Source organism: Gottschalkia purinilytica (genome assembly GCF_001190785.1).
Classification (GTDB): Bacteria; Bacillota; Clostridia; order Tissierellales; family Gottschalkiaceae; genus Gottschalkia_A; species Gottschalkia_A purinilytica.
Map to the genome: position 1 here is coordinate 140,337 of NZ_LGSS01000005.1, position 14,880 is coordinate 155,216.

Here is a 14,880-nt window from a genome sequence, read left to right on the forward strand (position 1 = left end):
ATGGCAAACAGAATTTTAGTAGTTGATGATGCTGCTTTCATGAGAATGATGATTAAAGATATTTTGACTAAAAATGGCTTTGATGTAGTCGGAGAAGCTGAAAATGGAGCTAAAGCAATTGAAAAATATAAAGAACTAAAGCCTGACTTAGTTATAATGGACATAACTATGCCAGAAGTAGATGGAATTCAAGCTGTAAAAGAAATAAAAACAATAGATAATAATGCCAAAATAATAATGTGTTCTGCTATGGGACAACAGGCTATGGTAATTGAATCCATACAAGCTGGTGCTAAAGACTTTATAGTAAAGCCGTTCCAAGCTGATAGAGTCGTAGAAGCTATAAAAAAAGTACTTGGATAAAAACTTTATGGAAAAGGTGTTAATGTGAGAAAGAACACCATTGTTTTGGCTATAAATTTAGTTACAATGTTATGTGTAAATAATATATCATTTGCCTTTAGTAAAGAAACTAATACTGATTCGAGTATATTTCTAGCTTTTTTCAAGATTATAGGGCTACTAATTGTATTTGGAATAATAATATTACTTACATTTTATTGTACTAAATTTATAGCTCAAAAAACGAACTATTTAGCAAAAAGTAAAAATATAGAACTACTAGACTCTATTAGCTTAGATGGAAATGGCGGCACAAAAATATCTATTATAAAAATACAAAATTATATCTATGTACTACTAGTAGGAAATAATACTTCTACTTTAATAGATAAGTTTCATGAAGATGATATATCAATTGAAAGTATAAGAAATAAGAACATAAATACAAATAAAAATTTTGATAAGTATCTTGAAGCGTTAATGAATAAAGATAAAATTAATGAAATGAGTAACAAACTTAAAAATTTAAAAACTACATTAGTATCAAAGACTAAAAAAGATAAGGATAACCCGTATGATAAGGAATGAGACTATGAAAAAAATATGGAAAATAATTATCATATCAACATTAATTTTTTTTACTTTAGGAAATTTAGGGTTTGCACAAAGTGATTTGTCTTTGTTTGGAAAAACTATAGAAATTAAGGATGCTGGTAATCCAGGAAGTTATACTACAAGTATTCAATTATTAATATTATTTACTATTTTAACTCTTGCACCAACCATTTTAATAATGATGACTAGTTTTACTAGAATTATTATAGTATTATCTTTTACTAGAAACTCATTAGGAACTCAACAGATACCTCCTAATCAGGTTTTAATTGGACTAGCTTTATTTTTAACCTTATTTATTATGGCACCTATTGGAAGTCAAATAAATAAAGAGGCTATACAGCCATATATGAAAGAGGAAATTACACAAGATCAAGCATTAGAAAAAGCTATGAATCCAATTAGAAAGTTTATGTTTAAGCAAACAAAAGAAAAGGATATGGCTCTTTTTCTTAAAGTTGCTAAAATAAAAAATGTTGAAAAGCTAGATCAAATACCTACAAAAGTGTTAATACCAGCATTTGTGATAAGTGAACTGAAAGCTGCATTTCAAATAGGATTTATAATATTCATTCCATTTTTAGTTATTGACATGGTAGTTGCAAGTACACTCATGTCTATGGGGATGATGATGCTACCACCAGTAATGATATCCTTACCATTTAAAATACTACTTTTTATAATGGTAGATGGTTGGAATCTTATAATAGGACAATTAATTACAAGCTTTAAGTAGCTAAGGAGAGATATTTTATGAGTCAAGGAGATGTTTTAAATATTGCGCAACAGGCTATGACAACTATACTTATGGTATCTGCACCTATGCTAGGAATTGGATTATTGGTAGGGCTAATAGTCAGTATATTTCAAGCTACTACCCAAATTCAAGAAGCAACTTTAGCATTTGTTCCTAAAATAGTTGCTGTTTTAGTATCTTTCTTAATATTTGGACCATGGATGTTAAGAGTAGTAATAGAATTTACCCAAAATCTTTTCATGGCTATGAATAGTTATCTTAAATAATTAGATGGTGACGAATTATGGAAAATACTATATTAGATATTTTAATGAATAAATATCAGGTTTTTATATTTATATTAATTAGAACAACAGGAATATTTATAATATCTCCTATATTTAGCAGAAATAATATTCCTAATATATTAAAAATAGGATTTTCTTTTATAATGTCTATTATATTAGTTAATGTTGTCAATGTTGAGCAAACTATTTTTAATGATTTAGAGTTTCTTATTGTATGCACTAAAGAGCTTGTAATTGGCTTAATGATAGGGTTTATATCATATTTGTTTTTTACATTGTTTTATTTATCTGGACAAATTATTGACATGCAAGTTGGATTTAGTATGGTTAATGTATTAGATCCTCAAAGTAATACCCAAGTACCTATAATGGGAAACTTTTATTACATGTTAGCAACTGTAATATTTTTAATAGTAAATGGACATCACTTTTTAATAGAAGCCTTAGTAAAATCATATGAGTATGTTGGAATAGGAACAGCTATATTCAACGATAATCTATTAAAACAGTTTATATTTATTATAGGAAAAATATTTATTATAGCATTTAAAATTAGTAGCCCTATACTAGTTACAATAATTTTAGTAGATGCTTTATTAGGTATACTAGCTAGGACTATGCCTCAAATGAATGTTTTTATAGTTGGATTGCCATTAAAGATAATTATAGGTATTTCCATTATAATAGCTTCATTACCTTTGTTCTTTACTGCTCTTCAACATATATTCAATAATATGTATGAGGAGATTTTTAACTTTTTAAAGGTAATACAAAAAGGATGGTAGATGTGAGCTTGGACTTTAAAATAAATCTTCAGCTATTTTCAGAAGAGAAAACAGAAAAGGCTACTCCAAAAAGAAGAAGAGAAGCAAGAGAAAAAGGACAAGTATTACAAAGTAGAGAAATAAACTCAGCAATAATACTAATATTTGTCTTTTTAGCACTAAAGATGTTTGGATATGGCATACTAAATAAAACTATGGCTTTTACAGTAAATACAATTAAAGACTATGCTTCAGGATCAGGTACTATCACAATGACTGAAGTAAGTAATATAATGCTCAAATCCGTTGTAACACTATTCATTATAGTAGGACCTATAGCTTTAGTTGCACTTGTAGTAGGAGTAGCAACTAGCTATATGCAGGTAGGATTTTTATTTACTATGAAATCAATAGAATTTAAATTAAGTAAACTAAATCCTATAGAAGGATTTAAGAGATTGTTTTCTAAGAGGTCTATCGTAGAATTAATAAAATCTTTTATAAAAATTTTCTTAATAGGATATGTAATATATTCTTATGGTATTAAACAAGTAGTTAAAATTTTAAATTTAATGGATAATAATGTTCAAGGAATTACAAAATATCTTGGGGATACAGTAACTAATGTGGCATTTAGAGCCGGTGGAGTTCTTGTAGTGTTGGCAGCTTTTGATTACCTATATCAATGGTGGGACTATGAAAAAAACCTTAAGATGAGTAAACAAGAAATAAAAGAAGAGTTCAAACAAACAGACGGAAATCCTCAAATTAAATCTAAGATAAAAGAAAAACAAAGACAAATAGCTATGAGAAGAATGATGCAAGATGTCCCTAAAGCAGATGTTATAATCACAAACCCAACTCATTATGCAGTTGCATTAAAATATGATAAAGATCTTTACGATGCTCCATATGTTTTAGCAAAAGGACAGGATCTTGTAGCTCAAAAAATAAAAGATATAGCTAATGATAATTCTATACCTATTGTAGAAGACAAACCTTTAGCCAGAACTTTACATGCAACAGCTGATATAGGACAAGTTATACCAGAAGAGTTATATCAAACAGTTGCTGAAGTATTGGCTTATGTATATAGCTTAAAATCATAAAAGGAGGATTGCTATTGTCATGAAATTTGGAGATATTAGTATTGCAATTGCTGTTATTGGCATAATAGTAATGATAATAATACCTATACCTTTAGGTGCATTAGATATATTTTTAAGTCTTAATATAGCCCTTGGTTTATTAATATTACTTATATCAATGTATACTAAAGATGCACTCCAATTTTCAATATTTCCATCGTTATTGTTGCTTACAACCTTATTTAGGTTAGCCCTTAACATATCTACTACTAGATACATATTAAAAGATGGTAATGCTGGAAGTGTTATTGAAACATTTGGAAACTTTGTTATACAGGGTAATATATTCGTAGGATTAGTAATCTTTTTAATTATAGTTATTATTAACTTTATAGTAATTACAAAAGGTTCAGAAAGGGTTGCAGAAGTAGCTGCTAGATTTACACTTGATGCTATGCCAGGTAAGCAAATGGCTATAGATGCTGATCTCAATTCAGGCTTAATAACAGAACAAGAAGCAAAAATAAGAAGAAAAGAAATTCAACAACAAGCAGATTTTTATGGAGCTATGGATGGAGCAAGTAAGTTCGTAAAAGGAGATGCTATAGCAGGGATTATAATTACAATTATAAACCTTACAGCTGGTATAGGTATAGGGGTTATAGGAAGAGGTCTTACAGTGGGAGAAGCAGTATCAAGTTATGCTTTATTAACTGTAGGTGATGGACTAGTTAGCCAGATACCTGCATTATTAATTTCTACTGCTACAGGTCTTGTAGTAACAAGAGCTGCTTCAGAAGCAAATTTAGGACAAGACTTATTAGGACAGTTATTTGGGAATAATCCTAAATTAATGTTCATTATAGGGGGAGTTTTAATATTCTTAGGATGGTTAACTCCACTACCATCAATACCTTATACAATACTTGCATTAATATTCTTGATAACAGGATTTATAATGAGTTCAACTATTAAGAAAACTGAAGAAGAAGAACAAGAAATAGCTGAGGTTTCAGAAGTAGAAGAAATCAGAAAACCAGAAAACGTTATGAATCTATTAAAGGTAGAAGAATTAGAGTTAGAATTTGGATATGGAATAATTCCTCTTGCCGATGCTAATCAAGGGGGAGACTTATTAGATAGAATAGTTATGATTAGAAGACAATTGGCAATAGAACTAGGTATGGTAGTTCCAATGGTAAGACTTAGAGACAACATACAACTAAATCCAAATGAATATGTGATAAAAATAAAGGGTGTTGAGGTATCAAAAGGAGAACTTCTTTTTGATCACTTTTTAGCAATGAATCCAGGGACTGCACAAACAGATTTAGAAGGTATTGATACTTTTGAACCTGCATTTGGACTTCCTGCAAAGTGGATACCTGAGCAAGACAGAGAAAAAGCTGAAATATTGGGATATACTGTTGTAGATCCACCTTCTATAATAGCTACACATTTGACAGAAGTTATAAAAAGTAATGCAAGTAGTTTACTAGGTAGACAAGATGTTAAGAGCTTAATTGATAATGTAAAAGAAGAACATCCAGCACTTGTAGATGAATTAGTTCCTAAACAACTTTCAATTGGAGAAATTCAAAAAGTGTTATCTAATCTATTAAAAGAACAGATTTCTATAAGGGACATGGTTTCTATATTAGAAACATTAGCTGATAATGTTCAAGTTACTAGAGATACTGATATGCTTACTGAATATGTAAGACAAAAATTATCAAGATATATAACTAAAAAATATGCAGATAACAACTACTTAAAAGTAATAACTTTAGATAGTGAGTTAGAACAATTAATAATGAACTCTGTAAATCAAACTGAAACAGGATCTTATTTATCTATAGAACCAAATAAAGCACAAGATATACTACATAGTACGTTAAAAAATGTTGAAAGACTTACATCTGTAGGATTGCAACCGATAGTTCTTACTGCACCAGTATTAAGAATTTATTTTAAAAGATTAACAGAACAAGCTATAAAGGACTTAATAGTGCTTTCATATAACGAAATAGAATCTAGTATAGAAGTGCAATCAATTGGGATGGTGGCCTTATAATGAAAGTAAAGAAATATGTTGGGAATACTACGCAAGAAGTTATGAATAAAATAAAAACAGAGCTTGGATCTAATGCTGTAATATTACATACAAAAAAGATTAGGAAACCAAGCTTCTTTGGGCTCTTCCATAAAGATTTAATAGAAATAGTGGCAGCTGTAGATGAAAAAAATAAAATAAAAAGTAAGGTAAAACAAAATAACATAAACAACAAATTAAATAATGGTATTAAGAATAATACTGAACAAAGTATCTCGGAAGAAATGAAAGAGCTTAAAAGTTCAATTAACTATATAGTTGAAAAGTTAAAGAATAAAGATTCAAATAATAACCTTGAAGAATTAGAGGAATTTTTAAAAATATTAAAAGATAATGGGGTAAGAGAAGAAATAGCTGTTGAGATTTTAGGAGAAATAAATAGTAGGTTAAATTTACAAGATAAGGATCACAAAACTATAAGTGAGATTATAAAGCATAATATAAAATCTTATCTAGGAGAACCATCTCCGATAAAATTTGATGGGGAGAAGAAAGTCATATTTTTTATTGGACCTACTGGAGTTGGCAAAACAACTACATTAGCTAAAATAGCAGCTAATTTTACATTAAATGAAGGTTGTGAAGTAGGTTTTATAACTGCAGATACATATAGAATAGGTGCTGTAGATCAGCTAAAAATTTATGCTGAAATTTTAGAAATACCTGTAAATACCATATATGAAATAAAAGGAATTTATGAAGCTTTATCGAATTTAAGAGATAAAGATATTATTTTGATAGACACTGCAGGAAGAAGTCATAAAAACAAGGAACAAATGGCAGAATTAAAAGATTTAATAAATACTGTAAAAAATAAAGAAGTTTATTTAATACTGAACTTAGGAACGGATATTAGTACTATTACTTCTATATTAAAGCAATATGAATTTATTCAAGACTATAAAATTATATTTACTAAAGTAGATGAGTGTGAAAATGTAGGAAATATATTAAATACTAAATACTATTCTAATAAACAATTATCTTACATAACAACTGGACAGAATGTTCCAGATGACATTGAAGTTGTTGATATAGAAAAAATAACAAAACTATTAGTTGGAGAAATAAAGTATGAATCATGATCAAGCTAAAAATTTGAGGGAACTAGTACAGCATAAAAAAAATGAGAGTAATGAAAAAAAATGTATGAATCCTAAAAAAATAATATTTACAGGTGTAAGTGAGGGAGTAGGAAATACTACTGCTATAGTTAATATTTCTCATATACTTAGTAACTTAGGGTATAAAGTTATAATATTAGATTGTAATTCAGGATTTATTACTACTGATACACTATTTAAAATAAGGCCTAATTATGATACAAGTTTACTTTTAACAGAAGACTATGAATTAAAAGATATTGTAACTAATGTAAATAAAAATATTGACGTAATTTATATTAGTAAAATTATAAGAGATGTTGAAAGATATACGAATAATCATAATATTTTAAATAGTAAGATAAATGAACTTTTAAATTATGCTGATTTTATTTTAATAGATATAGACTATAGTTTGTTAAATGAGAGAAGTTACTTGATAGATGATAAAAGTAACATAGTCATAACATGTAATCCTAATAATAAGAATTTAAAAGAGGCTTATTGTGCTATAAAGTATTTATTTTCAATTAACAACTATAAGACTTTAAGAATAATGTTTAATAGAGTAAAAGATTTTTCTATATTGACAGAGATATTTAATAGATTAGAATCAGCAACTGATCAATTTTTAGGAAAGCGTATCGAAAAAATTGGATATATGAGTAGTGACTTACAAATATTGAATCATTTAAAAGGCCAAAATTTAACTACATTAAATGATATAAGTTCTAAAACTATAGAAGAAGTAAGAAAAATTGTTGATAATATAGTGAAATTATAAATATTAATCTTATTAAAAAGTATTGGTATTAATAAATCCTGAATTATTATTAAGAGATTTATCATACGAATATATAGTAATAATACATAGCTAATATTTAAATAAATAACTAGAAAAGGACTGATAAATATGATTAATAAGATTAAATCAGTAGATGGAGAGATAAAGGCTAATAAAGATAACTTAGTAGCTATAGGTACTTCTACTGGTGGGCCAAAGGCATTACAGTCTATTATTCCTTTAATAAAAAAAGATATTAACTGTAGCATAGTTATAGTTCAACATATGCCAAAAGGATTCACAAAATCTTTGTCAGAAAGGTTAAATACAATTTCTAATATTACAGTAAAAGAGGCTGAACATGGAGAAATAGTGAAAAAAGGGTATTGCTATATAGCTCCTGGGGACTATCACATGAGTATAATAGAAAAAAATAAAAATATTTATATAAATCTAAGTAAAGAAAAGCCTGTATCAGGACATAGACCATCAGTTGATGTTATGATGCAATCCGTAGCTAAATTAAAAGATATAAACAAAATAGGAGTTATTTTAACTGGAATGGGTTCAGATGGAGCTAAAGGAATGAAAGAAATATTTGAAAGTGGAGGATATACTATAGCCCAAAATGAAGAGACTTGTGTTGTTTACGGAATGCCTAAATCTGCAATAAACATTGAAGTCATAAAGAAAATACTTCCATTAGATCAGATAGCTAGCGAAATAATGAATATACTGGGAGGATGATATTATGGATATGAATCAATACTTAGACATATTTATAGAAGAATCAAGAGAACATTTACAATATATGAATGAACACTTGCTTAGCTTAGAAAAAAATCCTAATGAAAAAAGTTTATTAAATGAAATTTTTAGAGTAGCACATACTTTAAAAGGTATGTCAGGAACTATGGGGTTTACAAGAATAGCTAATTTAACGCATGAAATGGAAAATTTATTGGATGCTCTTAGAAATGATAAAGTAGCAGCTAATAGTCATATAATAGACATATTATTTAGATGCTTTGATTCTTTAGATGAATATCTAAACAATATTATAGAAATGGGTCAAGAAGGAGAGCTAGATAGTACAGGACTAGTAGGAGAAATAAACAGTATATTAAATGGAGATATTGACTTACAACAAGCAAATGATAAAGAGCAAGATAAAGAAACACTTAAACTTGATGAATATACCATTAAAGCTATAAAATCTGGAAATGAAAATAATTTAAATGCTTATCAAATAAATGTAAAAATTAGTGAAGAATGTATGCTCAAATCTGCCAGGGCATTTATCGTATTTACTACATTAGAGGAAAGTTGTGAAATCCTCCATTCTAATCCACCTGCTGAAGATATAGAAGATGAAAAGTTCGACTTGGAATTTACATTAGTTGTAGTATCATCTGATGATAAAAAAGAAATAAGAGATAAGCTATTATCAATATCTGAAATAGCAAGTGTAGATATAGAAGAAGTAGAGATTACTTCACAATCATTTGATAATAATGAAAAAATGAAACAAGAAACAGCATCTATCGATGTTAAACCAACTGAGATAATTCAAGGTTCTAAGACTGCTACTCAAGATAAGAAAAAGAATATTACTAAATCTTCTAATAAAATAGGAAAAACAGTTAGGGTAGATATAGATAGGCTTGATAATTTAATGAATCTAGTAAGTGAGCTTATAATCATAAAAACTAGACTAGAAGATACAGGTAATACTCAAAAAGGAGATATGAATGAAGCTATAGAGTATCTTGAAAGAATTACTACAAGTTTGCATGATGCTGTTATGAAAGTAAGAATGGTTCCTATAGAAAGGGTATTTAACAGATTTCCAAGGATGGTTAGAGATTTAACTAAAGATCTTGGAAAAGATATAGAACTTGTAATGTCAGGAGAAGAAACAGAAGTTGATAGAACAATTATAGATGAAATTGGAGATCCTTTGATACATTTAATAAGAAACTCTATAGATCATGGAATAGAAAGTCCCGAAATAAGAGAACAACTAGGAAAAAATAAAACAGGTATATTAGATCTAAAGGCTTATGCAGATGGAAATAACGTTGTTATAGAGTTAGATGATGATGGAAGTGGTTTAAATTTAGAAAAGATAAAGAAAAAGGCAGTTGAAAGAGGATTAATTTCTGAGTATGAGTTAAATGAAATGTCGAAAGAAGATGCAATAGATTTACTGTTTAAACCTGGATTTAGTACAGCTGAAACTGTTTCTGATTTATCCGGCAGAGGCGTGGGACTTGATGTAGTTAAAACAAAGATAGAATCTATTAGTGGGAATGTAGAGGTTAAAACTGAACAAGGTATAGGTACTAAATTTATAATTAGACTTCCTTTAACTTTAGCTATTATCCAAGCCCTATTAATAAATATAGGAGAAGAGATATACGCAATACCTTTGAGTTCTATCAGTGAGATAAGTTCTATTAAAAATAACGAAATAAGAAAAATTCAAAATCAAGAAGTTGTACTATTTAGAAATAAAACTTTACCTATAATAAGGTTAAATAGTGTACTTGGCATAGAAGATAGTGAAGATGATGAAGAAAGAACTATAGTTATAGTTAGAAAAGGAGATAAAGAAGCAGGATTAATAATAGATAATTTAATAGGTCAACAGGAAATAGTTATAAAATCACTTGGCAAGTTTTTATCTGATATTCCTTACTTGTCAGGAGCGACTATACTTGGAAATGGTAAAATATCATTAATATTAGATGTTAACTCTTTATTTTAAAATAGGGGGAGAATTATGAGTTCGTTAAATAATGAAAATCAAGATTTAAAATATGTTATTTTTAAATTAGAAGAAGAATATTATGGTATAGATATAAATAATGTAATGTCAATTGAAAAGGCACAGGATTTTACAAGAGTTCCCAACTCTCCTAATTATATAAAAGGGGTTATAAACCTAAGAGGAGAAGTAATTCCAGTTATAGATTTAAGAAATAGATTTAGATTAAATGAAAAAGAAATAGATACTAACTCAAGAATAATAATAGTGTTTGTTAGTGAAATTCAGGTGGGGTTACTAGTGGATAGCTCTTCTGAGGTTATGACTTTTACTGAAGATGAAATAGATAGCGCTCCTAGTATAAAAGAAAATATTTCGGAAAACTTCATAAAATCAATTGGGAAAAAAGATAACAAACTCATTGTACTTTTAAATTTAGAGAATGTAGTTGGGATTGATGTTAGTGAATGAAATTGCTAAAGGTGTGATATAGATTGTTAATAGATACGTTGAATAATGTATTATTAGATGTTTTAAAGGAATTAGGTAATATAGGTTCGGGCAATGCTGCAACTGCTCTTGCTACAATAATTAATCGTAAGATAGATATGGATGTACCTCAAGTTAAGATACTAGAGTTTAAAGAGGTATCCAACATATTAGGTGATAGTGAAAAACCTGTAGTTGGAATATACTTTGGTATGGAAGGTGACATAGAAGGTAATATGATGTTTATTCTTGATTTACAATCAGCAAAAAATCTTGTAAATATGTTATATGGAAGTTCAAACGACGACAGAGATTTGAATGATATGGACATATCTGCTTTATCTGAAGTAGGGAATATCATTTCTAGCTCTTATATAAATTCTTTGAGTGCTTTAACAGGGCTTACTCTTAAAATTACTATACCTTCTGTATGTATTGATATGGCAGGAGCTATATTAAGTGTTCCAGCTGTTCAATTTGGACAGATGGGAGATCATGTAATATTTATAGAGACTCAATTTGAAGAAGATAATAATAAAATAACTGGGGATCTATTTTTAATACCTGAAATTTCATCTTTTGATAAATTATTAAAAAGCTTAGGGGTAGTACAATAATGAAAGTGATAAAAGTAGGAATGGCAGATTATAAAACCACAAAATCACCAGGTATATTGGTAACATTGGGATTAGGGTCATGTGTTGGAATAGCTTTGTATGATAGAAACACCAAGATAGCAGGGCTAGCTCATATCATGTTACCATCTAGTTTAGAAATAAAAAATAATTCAAATAAGGCAAAGTTTGCAGATACTGCAATAAATGAACTGATCAAAGAAATGATATCACTTGGAGCAACAAAAAGAAATATTGTAGCTAAATTAGCAGGCGGATCTCAGATGTTTTCTTTTTCTTCAAAAAACGACATTTTGAGAATCGGGGAAAGAAACGTACAAGCTTCTAAAAATGGTATTTTAGAACATAAGATACCTATTATTAGTGAAGACACCGGAGGAAACTTTGGAAGAACTATAGAATTAAATTCTCAAGATGGTAGTCTACTTATAAAAACTATAGGGCATGGGATTAAAACAATATAAATAATATGGGAACACCTTGCTGGAGGTGGTAAAATGACTACAGAAGAACTATGGAAAATGTATAAGGAAACTAACGAACAAAAATATAAGCAGGACTTGATTGTTAAATATGTATCTCTAGTGAAAATAATAGCAGGTAGAATGTATAATTTTTATGCAGGTAATATTGAATATGATGATTTATTGGGATTTGGAGTATTTGGACTTATAGACGCCATAGAGAAATTTGACTTAACAAGAGACTTAAAATTTGAAACTTATGCTCAAATAAGGATAAGAGGTGCTATTATTGACAATTTAAGGAAATTGGATTGGGTTCCTAGGCGTATAAGAAAAAAGTCTAAAGAAATTGAGAAAGTCATAAATATATTAGAGAATAGGTTAGGTAGAAGTGTAACAAATCAGGAAATAGCTGATGAAATGAAAATAAGCTTAAAGGAAATAGAAGAAACTCTATCTGAAATATCTACACTTAATGTTATATCTCTAGAAGAAACTTTAACATCTAAAGGTGAAGCAAGTTTAGAGACTGGAACTTCAGATAATCCAGAAAAGGTTTATGAAAATAAAGAGATAAAGAAAGTATTATCTGAGACGATAAACTTATTAAGTGAAAGAGAAAAGCTTGTTGTATCTATGTACTATTTTAATGAATTGACTTATAAAGAAATAGGAACTGTATTAAATCTTTCTGAATCCAGAATATCTCAGATACATAGTAAGGCTATTATAACTATAAAAAATAGCTTAAACAAGCTAGGGATTCATAGTTATTAATTTTGATGGGGGTTATAAGTATGAAAGAGAACTATATTTTACTGGAGGGGAAGGACTTAGATGACTTGATAAAAGAGGGCTTAAATATACTTGGTAAAGACAAAGAAGAAGTAGATATAGAAGTTATAGAAAAAGGCAAAAAAGTATTGGGACTATTTTCTAAAAACTATAAGATAAAGTTAACTATTAAAGAAAAGTTATCTGAAGAACCTCAAGACAGTGATGCAGTAGCTTTAAAAGATATTAGTGATGAAGCAATAAAAGAAATTGAAGAAATAATGTATGATTTAAAAGATAGCATTGGATATTTTGAACTTAAATACAAAGAAGACGGCGTATATCTAATAGTGTATAACGGAGATACAATAAAAGTAAGTTATGATGATGTAATAAATCGGATAAAAAGAAAAGAAATACATAATTGTGACTACAATAAGATAAGAGAAGCAGTAGATAAAGCAGAGGAAATACAGGTTAAAATTGCACCAGCGCAAGAGGAAATATGTATAGATTCAGAGCTTATAATTGATATATCTTCTGATAAGATGGAAGCGTATATAACGCTGACATCTCCAGATGGTGGAAAAGAAATAAACTTTGCTGAAGGATTAACTTTAATTAAAGAGACAATAAAAATAGGATTAAACATTGAAGAAGTAGAAAAGGTATTTAAAGATAAGGTCTATAATCAAAAAATTATGATAGCACATGGGATGTATCCAATAGATGGAGTGGATGGATATGTTGACTATAAATTCAGTATGGAGAAGAATATAGCTCCAAAGATATTAGAAGATGGAAGTGTAGACTTTAGAGATTTAAATCTTATAACTAATGTTAGGAAAGGCGATATCCTTGCGGAGTTAGTGCCACCTAAAGATGGAACAGATGGAGTAACTGTTACAGGTGAATTAATAAAGCATAAAAAAGGAAAAGTTGATGTTTTTAAATATGGTAAAAATATAAGTATTTCTGAAGATAATTTAAAATTAATATCTGATATTGATGGTCAAGTATCTTTAGAAAAAGGAAAAATTGTAGTACTTGAACTTTATGAAATAAAAAATAATGTGGATAACTCAACAGGTAATATAGACTTTAATGGAAGTGTTAAGGTAAATGGAAGTGTTTTAACAGGATTTGAAATAAGACTAGATGGAAATTTAGAAGTTAATGGAGTGGTAGAAGGAGCAAATATAAAGAGTGGTGGAAGTATAATCGTAAAAAGGGGGATACAAGGATACAATAACTCTGAGATATCAGCAGAAGGTGATATATTTGCTAAATATATTGAAAACAGTAAGGTGTATTCTGAAAATGATGTAAATGCAGAAGCTATAATGCATAGTGATATAACTAGTAAAGGGGCAATAGTGGTAGGAGGAAAAAAGGGACTTATAGTAGGTGGAGCTTGTAGGGCTACAAAGGAAATTCGTGCTAAGACTATAGGTTCTAGTATGGCTACATCTACAGTATTAGAAGTAGGATCAGATCCTAACCTTAGAAATAACCAAGAATTAATGAAAAAAGAAATCAAAGATGTAGAAAAAGAGATAGATAAGCTTGAAAAAACTATAAGCTTATTAACTAGATTAAATAAGTTTAATGATTTACCAGAAGATAAAAAAGAAACTCTTACAAGAGCATTAAGAACAAAATTATACCTACAAGAAAAAATAAAAAATTTAAGGGAAGAATTAAAAAGAATAGACAAGGAAATAGAATATCTAGCTAAGGGTAAAATAATAGTTGAAAACGTTATATATCCTGGAGTAAAAATAGTAATTGGAAATACTAGTATGCTTTTAAAAGAAGAAACAAAACACTGTACCATATATCGAGACGAAGGAGAAATAAAGATAGGCCCTTATAGATAATAACGGGGTGATTAT

The 14,880-nt window shown here is 28.6% G+C and carries 16 protein-coding genes; all 16 read left to right on the top strand.

From position 1 onward, the window contains the following. Complete coding sequence (locus CLPU_RS06880; protein WP_050354923.1) at positions 1-363, top strand: response regulator; 363 nt, start codon at positions 1-3, stop codon at positions 361-363. Between the two features lie 24 nt (positions 364-387). Next, positions 388-930, top strand: a complete 543-nt coding sequence (locus CLPU_RS06885; protein ID WP_050354924.1) for a flagellar biosynthetic protein FliO — start codon at positions 388-390, stop codon at positions 928-930. Between the two features lie 4 nt (positions 931-934). Beyond that, positions 935-1,693, top strand: coding sequence for a flagellar type III secretion system pore protein FliP (gene fliP, locus CLPU_RS06890; protein ID WP_050355035.1), 759 nt, complete (start codon positions 935-937; stop codon positions 1,691-1,693). Between the two features lie 17 nt (positions 1,694-1,710). Next, positions 1,711-1,980: a flagellar biosynthesis protein FliQ gene (gene fliQ / locus CLPU_RS06895; RefSeq protein WP_050354925.1), complete on the top strand. Its 270-nt coding sequence runs from the start codon at positions 1,711-1,713 to the stop codon at positions 1,978-1,980. Positions 1,981-1,997: 17 nt separating this feature from the next. Beyond that, positions 1,998-2,786, top strand: a complete 789-nt coding sequence (fliR, locus tag CLPU_RS06900; protein ID WP_050354926.1) for a flagellar biosynthetic protein FliR — start codon at positions 1,998-2,000, stop codon at positions 2,784-2,786. Beyond that, positions 2,780-3,874 carry a flagellar biosynthesis protein FlhB gene (gene flhB / locus CLPU_RS06905; RefSeq protein ID WP_050354927.1) on the top strand — a complete coding sequence of 365 codons (1,095 nt, stop codon included), beginning with the start codon at positions 2,780-2,782 and terminating at the stop codon, positions 3,872-3,874. The genes fliR and flhB overlap by 7 nt, the downstream gene beginning before the upstream one ends. 19 nt (positions 3,875-3,893) lie before the next feature. After that, on the top strand, positions 3,894-5,927 hold the full coding sequence (gene flhA / locus CLPU_RS06910) for a flagellar biosynthesis protein FlhA (protein ID WP_050354928.1): 2,034 nt from the start codon (positions 3,894-3,896) through the stop codon (positions 5,925-5,927). Continuing rightward, positions 5,927-7,051, top strand: a complete 1,125-nt coding sequence (gene flhF, locus CLPU_RS06915) for a flagellar biosynthesis GTPase FlhF (RefSeq protein WP_050354929.1) — start codon at positions 5,927-5,929, stop codon at positions 7,049-7,051. The genes flhA and flhF overlap by 1 nt, the downstream gene beginning before the upstream one ends. Beyond that, a complete protein-coding gene (locus CLPU_RS06920) occupies positions 7,041-7,853 on the top strand; it encodes a MinD/ParA family ATP-binding protein (RefSeq protein WP_050354930.1) in 813 nt (270 codons plus the stop codon). Before flhF ends, CLPU_RS06920 begins: the two co-directional genes overlap by 11 nt. A gap of 129 nt (positions 7,854-7,982) precedes the next feature. Further along, positions 7,983-8,600 carry a CheB methylesterase domain-containing protein gene (locus CLPU_RS06925; RefSeq protein ID WP_050354931.1) on the top strand — a complete coding sequence of 206 codons (618 nt, stop codon included), beginning with the start codon at positions 7,983-7,985 and terminating at the stop codon, positions 8,598-8,600. Between the two features lie 4 nt (positions 8,601-8,604). Then, positions 8,605-10,623: a chemotaxis protein CheA gene (locus CLPU_RS06930; RefSeq protein WP_050354932.1), complete on the top strand. Its 2,019-nt coding sequence runs from the start codon at positions 8,605-8,607 to the stop codon at positions 10,621-10,623. Between the two features lie 15 nt (positions 10,624-10,638). Then, the gene (locus CLPU_RS06935; RefSeq protein ID WP_050354933.1) at positions 10,639-11,094 is read left to right on the top strand and encodes a chemotaxis protein CheW; all 456 of its coding nucleotides are present in this window, start codon (positions 10,639-10,641) and stop codon (positions 11,092-11,094) included. Positions 11,095-11,117: 23 nt separating this feature from the next. Further along, complete coding sequence (locus tag CLPU_RS06940) at positions 11,118-11,729, top strand: chemotaxis protein CheC (RefSeq protein WP_050354934.1); 612 nt, start codon at positions 11,118-11,120, stop codon at positions 11,727-11,729. Next, positions 11,729-12,211, top strand: a complete 483-nt coding sequence (locus tag CLPU_RS06945) for a chemotaxis protein CheD (protein WP_050354935.1) — start codon at positions 11,729-11,731, stop codon at positions 12,209-12,211. The genes CLPU_RS06940 and CLPU_RS06945 overlap by 1 nt, the downstream gene beginning before the upstream one ends. Positions 12,212-12,244: 33 nt before the next feature. Continuing rightward, entirely contained in the window at positions 12,245-12,988 is a 744-nt protein-coding gene (locus CLPU_RS06950; RefSeq protein WP_050354936.1) for a FliA/WhiG family RNA polymerase sigma factor, read from the top strand. A 20-nt stretch (positions 12,989-13,008) separates the two neighbouring features. After that, entirely contained in the window at positions 13,009-14,865 is a 1,857-nt protein-coding gene (locus CLPU_RS06955) for a FapA family protein (protein WP_050354937.1), read from the top strand. The last annotated feature ends 15 nt before the right edge of the window (positions 14,866-14,880 follow it).

What these genes read in the sequence shown, in the direction of transcription:
- CLPU_RS06880 (WP_050354923.1), top strand. Translation starts at nt 1, where the DNA reads ATGGCAAACAGAATTTTAGTAGTTGATGATGCTGCTTTCATGAGAATG.
- fliP (WP_050355035.1), top strand. Translation starts at nt 935, where the DNA reads ATGAAAAAAATATGGAAAATAATTATCATATCAACATTAATTTTTTTT.
- fliQ (WP_050354925.1), top strand. Translation starts at nt 1,711, where the DNA reads ATGAGTCAAGGAGATGTTTTAAATATTGCGCAACAGGCTATGACAACT.
- fliR (WP_050354926.1), top strand. Translation starts at nt 1,998, where the DNA reads ATGGAAAATACTATATTAGATATTTTAATGAATAAATATCAGGTTTTT.
- flhB (WP_050354927.1), top strand. Translation starts at nt 2,780, where the DNA reads ATGGTAGATGTGAGCTTGGACTTTAAAATAAATCTTCAGCTATTTTCA.
- flhA (WP_050354928.1), top strand. Translation starts at nt 3,894, where the DNA reads ATGAAATTTGGAGATATTAGTATTGCAATTGCTGTTATTGGCATAATA.
- flhF (WP_050354929.1), top strand. Translation starts at nt 5,927, where the DNA reads ATGAAAGTAAAGAAATATGTTGGGAATACTACGCAAGAAGTTATGAAT.
- CLPU_RS06920 (WP_050354930.1), top strand. Translation starts at nt 7,041, where the DNA reads ATGAATCATGATCAAGCTAAAAATTTGAGGGAACTAGTACAGCATAAA.
- CLPU_RS06925 (WP_050354931.1), top strand. Translation starts at nt 7,983, where the DNA reads ATGATTAATAAGATTAAATCAGTAGATGGAGAGATAAAGGCTAATAAA.
- CLPU_RS06930 (WP_050354932.1), top strand. Translation starts at nt 8,605, where the DNA reads ATGGATATGAATCAATACTTAGACATATTTATAGAAGAATCAAGAGAA.
- CLPU_RS06935 (WP_050354933.1), top strand. Translation starts at nt 10,639, where the DNA reads ATGAGTTCGTTAAATAATGAAAATCAAGATTTAAAATATGTTATTTTT.
- CLPU_RS06945 (WP_050354935.1), top strand. Translation starts at nt 11,729, where the DNA reads ATGAAAGTGATAAAAGTAGGAATGGCAGATTATAAAACCACAAAATCA.
- CLPU_RS06950 (WP_050354936.1), top strand. Translation starts at nt 12,245, where the DNA reads ATGACTACAGAAGAACTATGGAAAATGTATAAGGAAACTAACGAACAA.
- CLPU_RS06955 (WP_050354937.1), top strand. Translation starts at nt 13,009, where the DNA reads ATGAAAGAGAACTATATTTTACTGGAGGGGAAGGACTTAGATGACTTG.